Consider the following 15,459-nt stretch of genomic DNA (forward strand, 5'->3'; position numbering starts at 1 on the left):
ACCCGACGCCAACCACGAGGTTTCCCTACAGGCATGCCCGATCAGGTTCCCCTACAGCTTGGTAACACCCGATTGGATCGACTGCATCTGGCGTTGGAGAGTGGCGCCCTGCTGCAGGCAGGAAAGATGCTCAACGCCCTCCATCCAGGGGAGATAGCTCATCTGTTAGAGTCCCTGCCCATGGCCCAGCGAGAGATGATCTGGGAGCTGGTAAACGAAGAAAACGGGGGTGAGGTACTGACACTGCTGGCCGATGAGGTTCGCGACGACCTGATCAGCAAGATGGATGTATCAGAACTGCTGGCCGCTACAGAAGGCCTGGACACGGATGATCTGGCGGATCTGGTGCAGGAGCTTCCACGCACCATCACCCAGGAGATCCTGGACTCACTCGATCAACAGCACAGAGAACGTCTGGAGGCCATCCTCTCCTATCCAGAGGATACCGCCGGTGGCCTGATGAATCCTGATACCATCACGGTCCGCCCAGAGGTTACGCTGGACGTGGTGATGCGTTATCTACGCCGACTCAGAGATAAGATTCCTCACCAAACCGATATCCTGATGGTTGTGAACCGGGATGGAAAGTATCTGGGTGTACTCCCCCTGACCGTGCTGGTCACTCACGATCTTGACGACACGGTTGCTGAGGTGATGTCACTGGATGTACGCGCCATACCTGCCAACTGGGATGATGGGAGAGTGGCCAATCGCTTTGAACAGCACGATTTGATCTCTGCGCCGGTAATAGACGAAGAGGGCAAACTGATCGGCCGAATCACTATTGATGACGTGGTGGATGTGATCCGTGAAGAGGGCGAGCATCAGTTCATGGGTCAGGCGGGTCTCTCTGAAGATGAAGACATGTTTGCACCGGTGCTGGTCTCTACCCGACGCAGGGCACTGTGGCTGGGTATCAACTTACTCACTGCGCTCATGGCTTCCTGGGTGATCGGACAATTTGAAGCCACTATCGAAAAAATTGTAGCCCTCGCAGTACTCATGCCAATCGTGGCCAGCATGGGCGGCATCGCAGGAAGCCAGACCCTGACACTCACCATTCGTGGCATCGCCTTGGGTCAGATCTCCGGTAAAAACACCCGCTGGTTGATCCTCAAAGAGTTGGCGGTCGGCTCGCTGAACAGCCTAATCTGGGCGGGTGTTGTCGCGGTGATCGCAGGCTTCTGGTTCAATGATGTGAATATTGGCCTGCTCATCGCCACCGCCATGTGCATCAATCTGATCCTGGCCTCACTCACCGGCACCGTACTCCCTATTGCACTCGAAAAACTCGGTATTGACCCCGCATTAGCGGGATCTGTACTCCTGACGACCGTCACGGATATTGTCGGCTTTCTCTCCTTTTTGGGACTGGCTACCCTGTTCCTGATCTAATCAGCTATGCTGATCCGGTGATTCCCCTATCGGCGTTATTTTCGAGAGATCCGCCGGGACCATGGCATCCGGCCCACAAGTCTGCAAGCAGATATCACACCCGGTACAAGCCGCCGATTCGATGCGAACCCAGGCCTTCATCACTTCCCGCCCTCCTTTGCGCACTTCGGTCTCACGACGGGTCACCAGAATCGCAGGGCAGCCCACACTCAGGCAGTTGGCACAGCCGTTACATTTTTCGGCCGCTACCATCAGGGGACGGCGTGGCGTATAGCGCTCAGTCAGCACGCAGGGTCGCTTGGCGACAATAACGGATGGCACGGGCGCCGCCATCTCCTGCTTAACGGTTCGATACAGCACCGGCAAATCGTAGGGATCAACCACATGCACCCGCTCTCTGGCCACACCGAGGGCGCAAGCCAGTTCGGCGAAATCGACCTGGGGCGCCGCATTACCCCGCAGATCTTTACCATTGCCGTGATTGTTTTGTCCCCCTGTCATCCCAGTAGCCGAGTTATCCAGTATCATCACTGTCACGTTGCCCTGGTTATAGACCAGATCCAGCAACCCTTGAATGCCCAGATGCAGGAAGGTGGAATCGCCAATAATGGAAAAGATCCCCTTATCCTGATCACGCTCACCGCGTCCCAGATCCATCCCCAGACCGATACCAATAGCCGAACCCATGCAGATGCAGGTATCCAGGGCATTCCAGGGCTGGCCCGCCCCGAGGGTATAGCAACCGATATCTCCGGCAAAATTGGCCCGTTTGCGTAATCGGGAGAGGGTGTAGAAGACCGCCAGATGTGGGCAACTGACGCACATCGTGGGAGGCCGGGGAAACAGACCCGCTAGTGATGGCATTGGTGGCGGAGTTGGCGCAGACACCTCTTCCTCACCCTGTAGTGCACGCAGGGCCCGCAGCAACACCTCAGGTGCAAGCTCACCCGTCGCCGGAAAATACTCCTTGCCGACCACCGTCAGACCGGCAGCCCTTAGCTCCAACTCGATCAGCGGCTCCGTCTCTTCGACCACCACTAGCGTCTCCACACCTTGAGCAAAAGCCCGGATCTGCTCAACCGGAAGGGGATGGGAAAAACCAATCTTATAAACAGGTGACTCTGGAAAGGCCTCTTTAACGTGGGTATAGGCCGGCCCCGATGTCACAAAACCGTATTCGGTCGCCTTGCCTGGATCTGAAAAATTCAAGTCAGACTGCTCACTGTAGGCACGCAGCGTCAGGTCTCGTTGCTGTTGCAGTTGCAGGCGTTTTTTCGCATTCCCGGGCACCATCACCCAACGGGATGGATTCGGCGTGAAGCCCTTGGCCGTATGAGTCTGCCGCTCACCCACCGTCACCACGCCTTTGACGTGACAGATACGTGTTGTCAGACGCAGGATCACCGGGCAATCGAACTGTTCCGAGAGGTCAAAGGCCTGAATGACCATGGCATACGCTTCCTGAGAATCGGAAGGTTCCAGTATGGGCAGATGGGCAAAACGCCCCCAGTAGCGAGAATCCTGCTCATTCTGTGAAGAGGACATCCCCACATCATCCGCGATCGCAATCACCAGACCGCCCTCCACACCAGCCAGGGTCTGGGTCATTAACGCATCTGCCGCCACATTCATCCCGACATGTTTCATCGCGCAAAATGCACGGGAACCACACATCGAGGCCCCAATGGCCACCTCCAGGGATACCTTCTCATTCGGTGACCAGTTGGCGTGAATATCCGAGTAGGTGCCCAGATACTCAAGGATCTCGGTAGCGGGCGTTCCGGGATAGGCAGTCGCTACTCGCACACCCGCCTCCCAAACGCCTCGAGCGACGGCCTCATTACCGGACATAAATCGGCGATTGGCGACTGGTTGGATCTCTTCGGCTACCGCATTCACTCGCAGACTCCTTCGCTCAGGAAAACTGAACAAATATAGGCTTTACTGATGAACAGGGCGAAGCAGAAGAACTCACCGCTGTCCAGAACTGTAAGACAAAATCAGGACGCAAGATTACCACCAAAACCCTTCAATCTTTTCGCAAAATACCTATAATTAACCCCATTAATTACAATTTTATTGCGCTTTAATAGAGTTAATCGTGAAAGTTATGCATGACAAGCGACTAGACACTGCGGATATTCGAATCCTCGCCCATCTGTTGAAAAACGCCAAGGCATCCAATCATGAACTGGCAGAGGTCGCATTCCTGTCGCCCTCCCAGTGCCATCGCCGGGTGAAGCGACTGGAGTCCCTCCAGATTATTCGTGGCTATACTGTACAACTTGACCCACAGGCCCTGGGCCAGGAGATCACCATCTTTGTGAATGTCTCACTGGATGCCCATGGATCCAATCCGGCCCTGCGCTTTAGTGAGTCGATTCGAGGCGTCCCTGAGGTCATCGAGTGCTTCTCTTTAACCGGTGAAACGGACTATCTGATCAAGGCACGCCTCCCCAGTCTGAAGGCGATGTCGGAGTTTTTGATGCACCGACTGATGTCCGTCCCAGGCGTGGGCAGTATCAAGACTTCTGTGGTGGTGGAAGAGATCGAGTGCCTACCGTCCCTGCCAGCCGACCTACTCGAACAAGCGAGAAGGGAGGCACAATAATGATTGACGAATGCCGCTGAATAAGGTTTTCTACTGCGCTTTTAATAGCCTAGGGCGGAATCGAGCAATGTTCAAAACCAATCAGTACTTTGATGGAAAAGTTACCTCAATCGCGTTCCAAACGGCCACCCTGCCGGCTACTGTTGGTGTGATGGCGGTTGGCGAATATGAATTTGGCACCCGTCAAAAAGAGACCATGACCGTGGTCAGCGGTTGCTTGACAGTCAAGCTGCCGGGAGAATCGGCATGGCAGGATTATCAACAAGGTGATCAATTCATCGTTGAGGCCGGTGAGAAATTTCAACTCAAGGTCGCCGTAGAAACGGCCTATCTCTGCACCTACGAATAGCGCCAAGCCAGCAGAATCAGGCCTTTATCACCCGGTAAAGGCCCCTTCTGAAACCAGATACTGTAACTCTTCCGAATTACTCGGACGCCCCAAAATGGCATTGCGGTGAGGAAAACGGCCAAACTGACGGACAATCTCCCGATGATGCCTAGCGAAGGTCAGGTTATTTTCAAGTCCCTCCTGCTCGTAAAGCGCTACCGAGCGATCCTGATCTTCCAGTGATTCACTGTGCATGAAGGGCATGTAGAGGAAGGCACGCTGAGCCGGCTCCAACAAGGCATCAAAGCCCCGCTTAATAGCAAATCCAGCCACAGACCGCGCCTGTGCCTCGGTCTGGAAACTCTCGGGCTGTCCACGAAACATATTCAGCGGAAACTGATCAAGCAGGATCACCAAGGCAAGGCAACCCTCAGCGGAAGTCATCCAATGATCCAGATGACCGTCACTGGCCAGCCCCCAAAGTGACGCATAACGGTCACCGATCTCCTGGTCCAGTTCAGGCGTCGATGAGAACCAGTGACTGCAGACCGGTTCACTAAACCAGAACGTGAGAAGCTCACTCGGTTCTACAGCCATAGTTCATCTCCATACTTATATTCAACCAATTTCATTCAGAAACAAGCTCAACAAGTACTACCTTTGATGCCGGTAGACATGCCATTCACCCTTGCGAAACGGCAGCGTCTTCTCAAACCTGGCACCCACCCGTTTCGCCAAGGCGATAGAGGGGAGGTTTTCGCCATTAATGAAACTGATCAGATGCAGTTCAGGCAGCGTCTCGATAGCCATCTTATTGACCGCCATGGCAGCCTCGCAGGCGTAGCCACGCCCCCAATAATCCTGCGCCAAAGCCCATTTGATCTCGGGCTCTGGCCAGTCAACCGGATACCAGAGTCCAACGGGACCCACAACCCGACCAGAGGTACGCTCCACCACGGCATAGGGGCCATATCCGCGCATTTGCCAATGACCGATCATGCTCGCCAAGATGCGCCAGGTCCCCCCTTCGGTGAGGGGCTTACCAACGGTGTACTGGATACAGACAGGATCTGAATAGTAGGCATGCAGATCCTGCCAATCAGACGCCTGAAAGGTGCGCAGTATTAACCGCTCAGTCTCAATCTGTTCTGGTATTATGAAACGCATTAACTAACCGTCTTCCAGGCCGGCCGCGCTCAGTGCGTCTGACAGGGCGCGCCGTCATGGTGCACATGTCCGTGTTCGATCTCATCAGAACTGGCATCCCTCACCTCCAGGATCTCCAGCTCAAAACGCAGCTCTTTCCCAGCCAGCGGATGATTGCCATCCACGGTGACCGCCTGGTCGTCTACATCCACCACCGTTACCAAAAAGGGAACGCCCTCTTCCATCTCAGTCTGGAACTGCATACCGACCTCAATCTGCTCAACCCCGGGGAAATTCTCCAGTGGAACAGACTCCACCAGACTTTCATCCCGCTCCCCGTAGGCATCATCACAGCTGATATTTATAGAGAGCTTCTCCCCTTGTTGGTGACCGGCCAATGCGGCCTCAAGGGCAGGGATCAAACTCTCGGTTCCGTGAATATAGGTCAGATAGCCATCATTGTCCGAGCTATCGATGATTTCACCACTCTGATCACGGGTCACATAGTCAAGGATAACGGCCTTAAAATCGGTTATTTGCATGAACTTTCTCAGTTAAATCATTAGGGAAACGCAGGCTAACAGGATAACCTTGCAGTAAGTAGAGATCTGTTAAATTCTTATTAAAGAATCAGCAGTTATGGTCGCCTATACTATTACATAAAGCACTTAATGCTTGAATATACACGGCCCATGACACCATACAAAACTGGCAGAACGCAAGATTTCCAAACTAACTTTTTAGATGCGTGCAACCCTACAACAAGACAGGCGATAATTTGAGCTGGTTTCAGAACTTAATCTGTCATATCAAGATACGCCGGCTCCTGCTGATGGTGCTGGGGCTTTTGAGTTTGGTGGCCATCTCAGCCCTGATTTGGAACGGGCTCACCGTGCTCGAACAGCACCGCACCGCCAGCAGACTGACACTCAATAGCCAACTGGCAGACCAATCCCTCTTCTTGACCAACGAATTGGCCATTGAGCGTGGCCTTACCTCCACGCTACTGGCATCTGATGAGCTACCCAATCCGGACGGGTTGATTCGCATCACAGAACAACGCCAGCGTGTGGATGGCAGGTTCCAGGCATTCTTACGACCGTTAAAGAGCCATTACAACCCAAACAGTAGTGAGCCTCTGCATACCGCCTACGACACCCTGCTAGGGCATTTTCAGCAGCTCTCCCGCCTGCGAGGCTCCATCGACGCCCTCTTTATGGGCAACCAAGACAGGGATACTTCCCTGCAATGGTTCGGCCTCATCAGCGGTATCATCGATGACATTGCCCGCCTGCAGCGGAGAATCATAAGCCGATCCCAGGATGCCGGTTACGTGGTGGCCCAAGGCCAGCAGCTTCGATCACTCTTTTTTAGGATGACAGAGGCCGCAGGTCGAGAACGCGCGCTGATCGGAAGAGCCATCGCCCTGAAAGATGTATTGTCCGACGATCAGCTCACCGAGTTAGTAGACTATCAGGAGGCCCTGCATAACGGCGAAAAGCAGATCATGGTACTTGCGGAGCAATACCCCAAGACAGAGAGTCTCAAGAATGCCCTTGAACGATTTAAAAGGATCTATCTCGGCGATTTTGAAGAAATCCGCACCAAAGTTCTAACCGCCTCTGCGAAGCGGGATCCTTACCCTGTCTCTGAGCTGGTCTGGTTTTCCGAGGCATCACGGGCGGTGGATACCATCACAGAACTCTCCGAGGCCTTTAATCAACACATTCGTTCCGATACTGCCGCCATACAGCAAAGCGCCAATAACACGGTAGTAGCATTAGTCGCTACGGTACTACTGGTATTGGTGTTGTTTGCACTGGCATATCTGATCACCTATCGCCGTATTCTCATCCCACTTAGAGTGCTGGACAAAGCCGCCAAAACCATCGAGAAGGGTGATCTCAAACAACGCGTATCCGTCGATGCGCAAGATGAATTTGGCAGGCTGGGAAAGAGTTTTGAGCAAATGCGTCAAAGCTTGCTGGAAGATCGTGAAAACCGCGAATTGGTAGAACAGGAGCTACGCAAGTTGCATCAGGCGATTGAGCAGAGCGTCAGCTCATTGGTCATCACCGATGCTGAAGGCGTCACGGAATACGTCAATCATCGCTTTGAACTGACCACAGGCTTCCGTCAGGAAGAGATTATTGGCCATAAATACAACCAAGTACGGTCAGGCCAAACCCCGATGAGCGTCTATGATGAGTTGTGGCAAACCATTAAGGCAGGGGATATTTGGGAGGGTGAACTGCTCAATAAAAAGAAAAACGGCGAACTGTTTTGGGAGCTGGTCAGCATCTCACCCGTGAGAGACAGGCTGGGAACAATCACCCACTTCATCGGTATGCAGCATGACATTACCCAACGCAAGGCCATGGAGGAACGGCTTAACTACCTCGCCTATCACGACGACCTGACCGGGCTGCCTAACCGCACCCTGCTTTCTGACCGATTTAACCAACTCACCAGCCAGTCCAAGCGGCACGCAAAGAAAATTGCCTTGCTGATGCTGGATCTCAACCGCTTTAAACTGATCAACGACAGCCTGGGGCATGAAACCGGGGACCGGGTACTGGTAGAGATCGGCAGTCGTCTGCTGCGTATGGCCCGCACGGGGGATACCATAGCCCGTTACGGGGGTGATGAGTTTGTAGTACTGCTACCTGATATTGAATCAATTAATGCGGTGACCGAAATAGCCCGACGCATCAATTTCACCATCAGCACACCGCTTGAGATCGATGAACGCATACTGCATGTCAGTTGCTCTGTGGGCGTGGCAATCTGGCCGAACGACGGAGAGAAACTCGATAATCTTTTAAGCAATGCAGACGCCGCCATGTATCAGGCCAAAACACGCAGTGGTGAAAAGCTGCAATTTTTCACCGAAGAACTGAATAACCAGGTCCAGCATCGCATGAACATGGAGAGTGATCTGCGAGAAGCGATCGACCACGGCGAGCTGGAACTCTACTATCAGCCACAACTCAATTTGGCAAGCCATACCATTACCGGAATGGAAGCACTGTTACGCTGGCACCACCCAAAGCACGGCATGGTTCCACCGGATCAATTTATCCACCTGGCGGAGGAGACCGGCCTCATCCTACCCATAGGCGAGTGGGTATTGAACCAAGCCTGCAACCAGCTCAAACAATTCCAGGAGATGGGCTTTTCTAATCTGGTCGTAGCCGTTAATGTCTCTGTCCGTCAGTTGGAAGGTCAGAACATGACGCTTTTCATCAAACAAATACTCAATAAAACCGGCATCAAACCGGCCTGTCTTGAGATAGAGATCACCGAGAGTGTGATGATGGAAGACCCCGAGCGGATGATCGTATCACTCCGTGAGTTGAAGCAACTTGGCATTCGACTGGCACTGGATGACTTTGGTACAGGCCACTCTTCTCTCTCCTATCTCCAGCGTTTCCCGTTCGATAAGCTGAAGATTGACCGCGCCTTTATTCGCAATATCATCGAGTCGCCTGATGATGCGGCCATTGCCATGACGATTGGTGCTATGGCCAAGAGTCTGAAGCTTGAGGTGATTGCGGAGGGCGTGGAAACCGAAGAACAGATGGAATTCCTCAAGAAATGCGGTTGTAACGAGATCCAAGGCTATCTCATCAGCCGCCCCGTACCTGCCAATCAGTTTGCACGGCTACTGTCAAAATATCGCCCGCCCTTGCACCTAGCCAAACCTTCCAAAAAACCTTAACCCAATCGAAATACCACTGCAATCTCTGTGCTTGATAATAACCAACTAATTTAGTATGTTATTAAGCAGATCAAGCCAATGCCGAGAAAAAAGACGATGCACAATCAGAATTGTACCTCTTTAAGACGACGACAAATCGCCGAATTCATTGCCCTTTCCGCCGACTACATTGGGGTTAAGCCGCCCTCTAATACTACCTTCAACCGCTGGACAGCCCACTGTGTCTGCCAGGAGGAGAAAATTGAGGCGCGTCTATCCTAGAACCTGTTAACACTATGCAGATAGTCATCGACGACGCGGGCCATTTTTTTGCGGGACTAGGCGCGCTAACTGTTGGTTTGCACACTGTTTCGATACCCCGGCAATTCGTCATAGGGCGCCCCATGGGCGCCGTCGGCGGGCACGGCCCACCCTAGGGTTCGTGAGCTGATCGAACCTATGGCAGAAGCGCAACTGCTTCATGGCTACGACAGGTGGCCACAAGAGGTATGGGGTAGGAGCGCAAACCGCCCACCCTCTTGACGTATTCAGTTATCCTGCCTGCATTTTGGGTTGCAGCACCTTGATCTTACGACCCAATCTCCTGTAACTTGCTGCCCCAATGGCAGCACTTATCCACATCAGCAACATCACTCGCCGCTACGGCGATCTCTGCGCCCTGGACGATGTCAGTTTCGAATTACAGCCGGGTGAGGTGTTGGGATTTCTTGGCCCAAACGGCGCAGGAAAATCCACGGCCATGCAGATCATCTGTGGGACACTGTCTCCAACCAGCGGTCAGGTGATTATCAATGGGGCTGATCTGCAAAGCGATCCCATCACGGCCAAAGGCCATATCGGGTATCTCCCTGAAACACCCCCGCTCTATCCTGATATGCGGGTAGATGAGTACCTCACCTTCTGTGCCCGCCTTCGTAAAATCGCCCGATCTCAAGTAGCCCTGTCGGTGGAAAAAACCAAACAACGCTGTGGATTGGCGCAGGTTGGATCAAGAGTCATTGCCAACCTCTCGAAAGGTTACAAACAGCGGGTGGGTATAGCACAGGCAATCATCCATAACCCGCGTGTGATTGTACTGGATGAACCGACCAGTGGACTGGACCCCAATCAGATCCAAGAGATCCGCGATCTGATCAAGACCCTGTCACAAGAGTGCGGCATCCTAATCTCCACCCATATCATGTCCGAGGTTCGAGCAATCTGTGATCGTGTATTGATACTCCACCAGGGTAGGCTGGTTTACACCGGCCCGGTAACAACCGTTAAGGACAGCGCACTGTTAATCACCCTTGGCCAAGAGAGCAAGTGGGACTATCTGGCACAGCTCCCCGGTGTATCCCATGTTGAGCCGATTGATCAGCAGAGATTCAGGCTCACACTCTCCGGATCAACCTCTGCCGCCGATATAGCCCAAGCCATCGTGGCGCATGGTGACAAACTGTATGAGCTGCGTCCTGATCAGGGCAACCTGGAGCAGATCTTCAGCCAGTTGACATTGGGAGAGACCAACCCATGATACGCAATCTGTCAGCCCGAGAATTGAAGTCGCTGTTCCTGTCACCCATGGCCTGGAGCCTTCTGGGTGTGGTGACGATCATTCTCGCCTGGCTGTTTCTGGTACAGATCGAATCTTATTTGAAGATACAACCCAATCTGGTTGCCCGAGCATCGGAGCTGGGTGTCACTGACCTGATCATTTCACCGCTGTTTGACTCCAGCGCCATGGTGTTGCTGCTCATCACACCGTTGCTCAGCATGCGACTGCTCAGTGAAGAGTTTCGTACCGGCACGATACAACTGCTGCTCTCTTCCCCGCTTTCTACCCAGCAAATCGTCCTTGGCAAATATCTCGCCCTGATTGGCATGCTGTTTTTCGTGTTGCTAGTTACCGCACTGATGCCCTTGTCACTGCTTTTCGGTGCATCAATCGACAGTGGCCGATTGGCCGCATCCCTACTTGGCCTGGCTTTGCTGCTAGCCAGTTATGGGGCCATCGGCTTATACCTCTCGAGCCTGACCGAGCAACCGGCTGTCGCAGCGGTCAGCACCTATGGTGTGCTGCTATTTTTATGGATCATCAACCTTGCAAATAACAGCGGATTGTTTGATTGGCTCTCCCTTGCCAGCCACTATCGCCCGTTTTTAAACGGCACAGTAAGTACAGGTGATACTAGCTACTTCCTGTTGATCATAGTCGCCTGTCTACTGATGACGATTCATCAGTTGGAACAGCGCCGTGGCAGGGGCTGAATTCATGAAGAACCTGGAACAGATAAAGCTGCGCCAACGTATACAGGGCACAATCTTCTATCTACTGCTTGCAACGGCTGTTGGACTGGCCGGTTGGTTGACCCATCGTTATGAAGCCATCTTCGATTGGAGCAATCAATCCAGAAACAGCCTCTCAAGCGCCAGCCAGCAACTGATAGGCCGTCTTCAATCGCCCTTGGTAATACACTCCTTCGCACCACCCAATCCAGAACTGAGGGCGCGTATAAAAGCCGTGATAGCGCCTTATCAACGCATCAACGCCGAAATCCAACTGACGTTCATCGATCCGATCAGCCAACCGCAACTTACTCGTGAATCCGGTATTCGCATAGCGGGTGAACTGCAGTTCAACTATCAGGGCAGAACGGAGAATCTAGGCATCCTCAATGAGCAGAGCATTAGCAACACCATCCAGCGACTGATACAGCAGGGTGAGCGTTGGATTGTCAGCATTGAGGGACACGGCGAACGAAAACTGACGGGACAGGCCAACCACGACCTGGGCAGTTTTGGCGCCGAACTGGTACGCAAAGGGTTTCACCTACAGACGCTGGACATGACCCGGCAACTGGCCATTCCCAGAAACACCTCGCTACTGATTATTGCCGGACCACACATCGCCTATTTGCCGGGTGAACTGCAACTGATTCAACAGTATCTGGAGCAGGGAGGGAATCTGCTGTGGCTGACTGATCCGGGTGAGCAACACAATATACCCTCACTATTTTCAGAAACAGGCCTTGAGATTTTGCCCGGCACAGTGGTCGATGCCAATGCATCCAAATTGGGATTGGATAATCCCGCCATCGCATTGGTAACTCGTTTCCATGATCACCCCGCAACGGCCCAGCTTGATCAAGTCACACTCTATCCCTTTGCTGCAGCATTAAAGAGCTCGGCATCGGGCACCTGGCAGACAACCCCCCTGCTTCAGACCCAATCCAACAGCTGGAATGAAACCAGTCCGTTATCAGGAGAACTGAAGCGCGATGTGGATGCAGGAGAAGAGGCTGGGCCTTTGACTATCGGTATCGCCTTTAGTCGCACCATCAATCAACAAAACCAGAGGGTGCTGGTTATGGGTGATGGCGATTTTCTCTCCAACAGCTATCTGGGCAATGGTGGAAACATGAACCTTGGATTGAACTTGATTCGCTGGCTGGTAGAGGATGACAACCTACTGGACATCCCGGTGAAAACGGCATCTGATATTGAGCTCAATCTCAGCCCAACAACAGGCGCGGCAATTGGGCTAGGCTTCTTGTTTATTCTTCCTGCCCTGTTCATCAGCTCTGGGGTGGCGATCTGGTGGCGTAGGCGCAGGGCATAGGTATTAACGACATGCAGAGACAAAGCCTTATCAATCTATTCTTGCTATTGATCGTCCTGATGCTTGGGCTTTTTGTCTGGCTAAGCCCTGAAGAGACAACACAACCCACCCAAGCACCTTTGACTAATCTGAATCCGGACGATATTCAACAGATTGAAATTAAGAATAACAATGGCCCACGCTTTGTCATGCAGCGACAATCTGGAGGCTGGCAGATGACTGAACCTTATCCTGTACAGGCAAACGGCCCACGCATTGATATCCTGATGGATCTGCTTTCAACACCACAGGTGGAAGCGCTACCCTTACCCACTGACCGATTAGTTGAATTTGGACTGGATAGTCCGCTGGCCACAGTAATGTTCAACGACACCCAGATTACCTTTGGGGGCACACACCCCTATAACTATCGTCGTTATGTGCGTATCAACGACCGGCTCTTCCTGATCAATGACCTGTTTCCCCATCATGTACTGGCCCAGGCCGAAGATTTTATTAGCCACGCTTTGCTCCCAGAAAACACTCAGCTAAGTGAAATCAACACTCCCGACTGGCGGCTCATCAAGACCAATGGCCGTTGGGAAGCAACACCCACAAATGTCGGCATCACCCAGGCTCAGCTACAAGAGAAGGTCGACGCCTGGTTACACACCTGGGTCTCCAAGGTCAGTAAAGCACCCAAGGAGACATTCACCGAAGCGGTCACGCTCCAGATCGAAGGCATAACGCAACCCATCACGCTGGGTGTAGTCCGTCAGAAAAAACAGCTCTTGCTGGTGCGGAAAGAATTGGGGCTCGCCTATCGACTCACATCCGACAGTTTATTGAAGCCGCCCGGCGCTACTGACTAATATGCCCGAGTTACCCGAGGTAGAAACCACCCGCCGTGGTATCGCCAGTCACATTGAGGGCCAGCAAATCACCGGCGTGATCATTCGCCAGCCCCGATTGCGCTGGCCTATCCCGAGTGATCTTGAAGAAAAACTGAAAGGGCGAAAGATTAAATCGGTCGAGCGACGCGCCAAGTATCTGCTGATCAATCTGACCCACGGCTGCCTGATCATGCATCTGGGCATGTCGGGTAGCCTGCGCATATTGCCTCGCTCAACCGAGCCCGGAAAACACGACCACTTCGACCTGCTGTTTAAAAATCACTGCCTGCGATTCCATGACCCAAGACGGTTTGGCGCCATACTCTGGACAGAACAACCGATCGCGGAACACAGCCTGATCAGGCATCTGGGGCCGGAACCCTTGTTAGAAGATTTTACCGGCGACTATCTGTATCAGCAGGCACAAGGCCGACGTGTCGCCGTGAAGAACCTGATCATGGATGGCCGGGTCGTTGTGGGCGTTGGCAACATCTATGCGAATGAGGCCCTGTTTCGCGTGGGCATTCTTCCGACACGCGCAGCCAATCGTATTTCACTCGCCCGCTATACCCGCCTCGCCGATGAAATCAAATTAGTCTTGGCGGCCGCCATCAAAAGAGGCGGTACCACATTGCGGGATTTTCAAAGGGAAGATGGCAAACCCGGTTATTTTGCGCAAGAGCTACTGGTCTATGGCAAGGCCGGTGAACCCTGTCCTGGGTGCGGTGAACCGTTGAAGCAGAAAAGGATTGGGCAGCGGTCGAGCTTTTATTGCGGACAGTGTCAGAAGTAACTGATTTCAGATTATGTGCTGTTAGGCAGCGTCATGCCGATGGGGGGCTACCCCCCTTTGCTCATTTTCTAATCAAGCTTTATTTCATCAACCTAACAGGCTTTCATAATGTGAATTTGTGTCGCTACGCGACCATTTTTAATGGGGGTCCCGGCCCCCTTCGCCGGGTTACTTTTACGGGTAAAAGTAACCAAAACCCTCGCTCCACCACCCCACCCCTTCGGGGTTCCCTGCGTTTCTCGCCAGGCACGGGGCGCGTATAACTCGCTACGCTCAAACAAATACGCGCCTTAAACCGTACCCGGCTGCGATACTCGGTGGTGTGGAGGTCGCAAAACGGTGGGCTACCTCGTGCTGTTCTTTTTTTATAATGCACCGGCCAGGATTCTATCCTCGTCCTTATCCCCTTCCGGCCTGTCGAGCATCGCAGGGGTGAGCGGAACAGAGCGCTCATTTGTCTGAGCCGCTTTAGCGGCGAGTTTATGAGCGCGCCGCTCACGCCGAGAAGCGCAGAGGACCCGAAGGGCAGGCTGGGGGGGAGAGACTTTTGGGTACTTTTGGTCACAAAAGTACCTCGCTAAAGGCCGTCAGGCCGTGCGAACGAATAAAATTGATAGCAATATTAACGAAGGGGGCCCGGGCCCCCCATTTAAATTAAGATCGCGTAGCGATACATAAAAACAGCGGCTCAAGGCCGCTGCTAATCAACTCATTCAGAAATGCGCCATCACTTGCCAATCGGAATACCAATACCACCCATCTGACTCATCTGCTGCTGCTTCCTTACATTCTTTGCAGCCTTCTCACCGACAAACTTCGTGAACTCCTCAACGTTTTCATAACCCATCTGCATAGCAAACTGAGTCACTGCAAAAACCAGATCGCGGGTTTTGCCAATCTCCTCGTGGCTGCGACCGCAACCCGAACAATGAGTACCTTCCTGACTACAGAAGTCGCCGCCTTTACAAGGACTGAATTGCATAACTTATCTC

General features: G+C 52.9%; 14 protein-coding genes. 9 read left to right on the forward strand and 5 right to left on the reverse strand.

All coding sequences use genetic code 11. From position 1 onward, the window contains the following. Positions 1–33: 33 nt before the first annotated feature. On the forward strand, positions 34–1,395 hold the full coding sequence (gene mgtE, locus FHP88_RS15835; protein WP_144360059.1) for a magnesium transporter: 1,362 nt from the start codon (positions 34–36) through the stop codon (positions 1,393–1,395). On the opposite strand, the gene FHP88_RS15840 is transcribed toward mgtE, so the two are convergent. After that, positions 1,396–3,294, reverse strand: a complete 1,899-nt coding sequence (locus FHP88_RS15840) for a thiamine pyrophosphate-dependent enzyme (RefSeq protein WP_335341540.1) — start codon at positions 3,292–3,294, stop codon at positions 1,396–1,398. A 211-nt stretch (positions 3,295–3,505) separates the two neighbouring features. On the opposite strand from FHP88_RS15840, the gene FHP88_RS15845 reads away from it, so the two are divergent. Together FHP88_RS15845 and FHP88_RS15850 are read left to right on the forward strand one after the other, a co-directional pair. Next, complete coding sequence (locus tag FHP88_RS15845) at positions 3,506–4,006, forward strand: Lrp/AsnC family transcriptional regulator (protein ID WP_260843344.1); 501 nt, start codon at positions 3,506–3,508, stop codon at positions 4,004–4,006. A gap of 67 nt (positions 4,007–4,073) precedes the next feature. Then, positions 4,074–4,355, forward strand: coding sequence for a pyrimidine/purine nucleoside phosphorylase (locus tag FHP88_RS15850; protein ID WP_144360061.1), 282 nt, complete (start codon positions 4,074–4,076; stop codon positions 4,353–4,355). A 27-nt stretch (positions 4,356–4,382) separates the two neighbouring features. Here FHP88_RS15850 and FHP88_RS15855 read toward each other — a convergent pair whose 3' ends face one another. Genes FHP88_RS15855 through FHP88_RS15865 form a run of 3 tightly spaced genes read right to left on the reverse strand, consistent with a single transcriptional unit; the run spans position 4,383 to position 6,022 of the window. Further along, positions 4,383–4,931 carry a DUF924 family protein gene (locus tag FHP88_RS15855; protein ID WP_144360062.1) on the reverse strand — a complete coding sequence of 183 codons (549 nt, stop codon included), beginning with the start codon at positions 4,929–4,931 and terminating at the stop codon, positions 4,383–4,385. A 57-nt stretch (positions 4,932–4,988) separates the two neighbouring features. Next, positions 4,989–5,501 (reverse strand): GNAT family N-acetyltransferase, encoded by a 513-nt coding sequence (locus tag FHP88_RS15860; protein WP_144360063.1) that lies wholly within the window; start codon positions 5,499–5,501, stop codon positions 4,989–4,991. 29 nt (positions 5,502–5,530) lie between these two features. Further along, positions 5,531–6,022 (reverse strand): FKBP-type peptidyl-prolyl cis-trans isomerase, encoded by a 492-nt coding sequence (locus FHP88_RS15865; RefSeq protein WP_144360064.1) that lies wholly within the window; start codon positions 6,020–6,022, stop codon positions 5,531–5,533. 236 nt (positions 6,023–6,258) lie between these two features. Here FHP88_RS15865 and FHP88_RS15870 point away from each other — a divergent pair, with 236 nt between their 5' ends. The 6 genes from FHP88_RS15870 to mutM all read left to right on the forward strand — a co-directional run bounded on the left by FHP88_RS15870 (position 6,259) and on the right by mutM (position 14,467). Further along, positions 6,259–9,201, forward strand: a complete 2,943-nt coding sequence (locus FHP88_RS15870; protein WP_144360065.1) for an EAL domain-containing protein — start codon at positions 6,259–6,261, stop codon at positions 9,199–9,201. 601 nt (positions 9,202–9,802) lie between these two features. Next, positions 9,803–10,717: an ABC transporter ATP-binding protein gene (locus FHP88_RS15875; RefSeq protein WP_144360066.1), complete on the forward strand. Its 915-nt coding sequence runs from the start codon at positions 9,803–9,805 to the stop codon at positions 10,715–10,717. Then, positions 10,714–11,451 (forward strand): ABC transporter permease, encoded by a 738-nt coding sequence (locus FHP88_RS15880; RefSeq protein WP_144360067.1) that lies wholly within the window; start codon positions 10,714–10,716, stop codon positions 11,449–11,451. Before FHP88_RS15875 ends, FHP88_RS15880 begins: the two co-directional genes overlap by 4 nt. A 4-nt stretch (positions 11,452–11,455) precedes the next feature. Next, on the forward strand, positions 11,456–12,802 hold the full coding sequence (locus FHP88_RS15885; RefSeq protein WP_144360068.1) for a GldG family protein: 1,347 nt from the start codon (positions 11,456–11,458) through the stop codon (positions 12,800–12,802). Between the two features lie 11 nt (positions 12,803–12,813). Further along, the gene (locus FHP88_RS15890; RefSeq protein WP_144360069.1) at positions 12,814–13,653 is read left to right on the forward strand and encodes a DUF4340 domain-containing protein; all 840 of its coding nucleotides are present in this window, start codon (positions 12,814–12,816) and stop codon (positions 13,651–13,653) included. A 1-nt stretch (position 13,654) separates the two neighbouring features. After that, positions 13,655–14,467: a bifunctional DNA-formamidopyrimidine glycosylase/DNA-(apurinic or apyrimidinic site) lyase gene (mutM, locus tag FHP88_RS15895; RefSeq protein WP_144360070.1), complete on the forward strand. Its 813-nt coding sequence runs from the start codon at positions 13,655–13,657 to the stop codon at positions 14,465–14,467. Positions 14,468–15,194: 727 nt separating this feature from the next. Here mutM and FHP88_RS15900 read toward each other — a convergent pair. Next, a complete protein-coding gene (locus FHP88_RS15900) occupies positions 15,195–15,449 on the reverse strand; it encodes a DUF1289 domain-containing protein (RefSeq protein ID WP_144360071.1) in 255 nt (84 codons plus the stop codon). Positions 15,450–15,459: the final 10 nt, after the last annotated feature.

The organism is Sedimenticola selenatireducens, from assembly GCF_007625115.1.
In the GTDB taxonomy this organism is placed as follows: Bacteria; Pseudomonadota; Gammaproteobacteria; order Chromatiales; family Chromatiaceae; genus Sedimenticola; species Sedimenticola selenatireducens_A.

Excerpts from the sequence above, each read along its gene's own strand:
- mutM (WP_144360070.1), top strand. The coding sequence starts at position 13,655 with ATGCCCGAGTTACCCGAGGTAGAAACCACCCGCCGTGGTATCGCCAGT.
- FHP88_RS15865 (WP_144360064.1), bottom strand. The coding sequence starts at position 6,022 with ATGCAAATAACCGATTTTAAGGCCGTTATCCTTGACTATGTGACCCGT.
- FHP88_RS15875 (WP_144360066.1), top strand. The coding sequence starts at position 9,803 with ATGGCAGCACTTATCCACATCAGCAACATCACTCGCCGCTACGGCGAT.
- FHP88_RS15880 (WP_144360067.1), top strand. The coding sequence starts at position 10,714 with ATGATACGCAATCTGTCAGCCCGAGAATTGAAGTCGCTGTTCCTGTCA.
- FHP88_RS15845 (WP_260843344.1), top strand. The coding sequence starts at position 3,506 with ATGCATGACAAGCGACTAGACACTGCGGATATTCGAATCCTCGCCCAT.
- FHP88_RS15850 (WP_144360061.1), top strand. The coding sequence starts at position 4,074 with ATGTTCAAAACCAATCAGTACTTTGATGGAAAAGTTACCTCAATCGCG.
- FHP88_RS15860 (WP_144360063.1), bottom strand. The coding sequence starts at position 5,501 with ATGCGTTTCATAATACCAGAACAGATTGAGACTGAGCGGTTAATACTG.
- FHP88_RS15855 (WP_144360062.1), bottom strand. The coding sequence starts at position 4,931 with ATGGCTGTAGAACCGAGTGAGCTTCTCACGTTCTGGTTTAGTGAACCG.
- mgtE (WP_144360059.1), top strand. The coding sequence starts at position 34 with ATGCCCGATCAGGTTCCCCTACAGCTTGGTAACACCCGATTGGATCGA.
- FHP88_RS15890 (WP_144360069.1), top strand. The coding sequence starts at position 12,814 with ATGCAGAGACAAAGCCTTATCAATCTATTCTTGCTATTGATCGTCCTG.
- FHP88_RS15900 (WP_144360071.1), bottom strand. The coding sequence starts at position 15,449 with ATGCAATTCAGTCCTTGTAAAGGCGGCGACTTCTGTAGTCAGGAAGGT.
- FHP88_RS15885 (WP_144360068.1), top strand. The coding sequence starts at position 11,456 with ATGAAGAACCTGGAACAGATAAAGCTGCGCCAACGTATACAGGGCACA.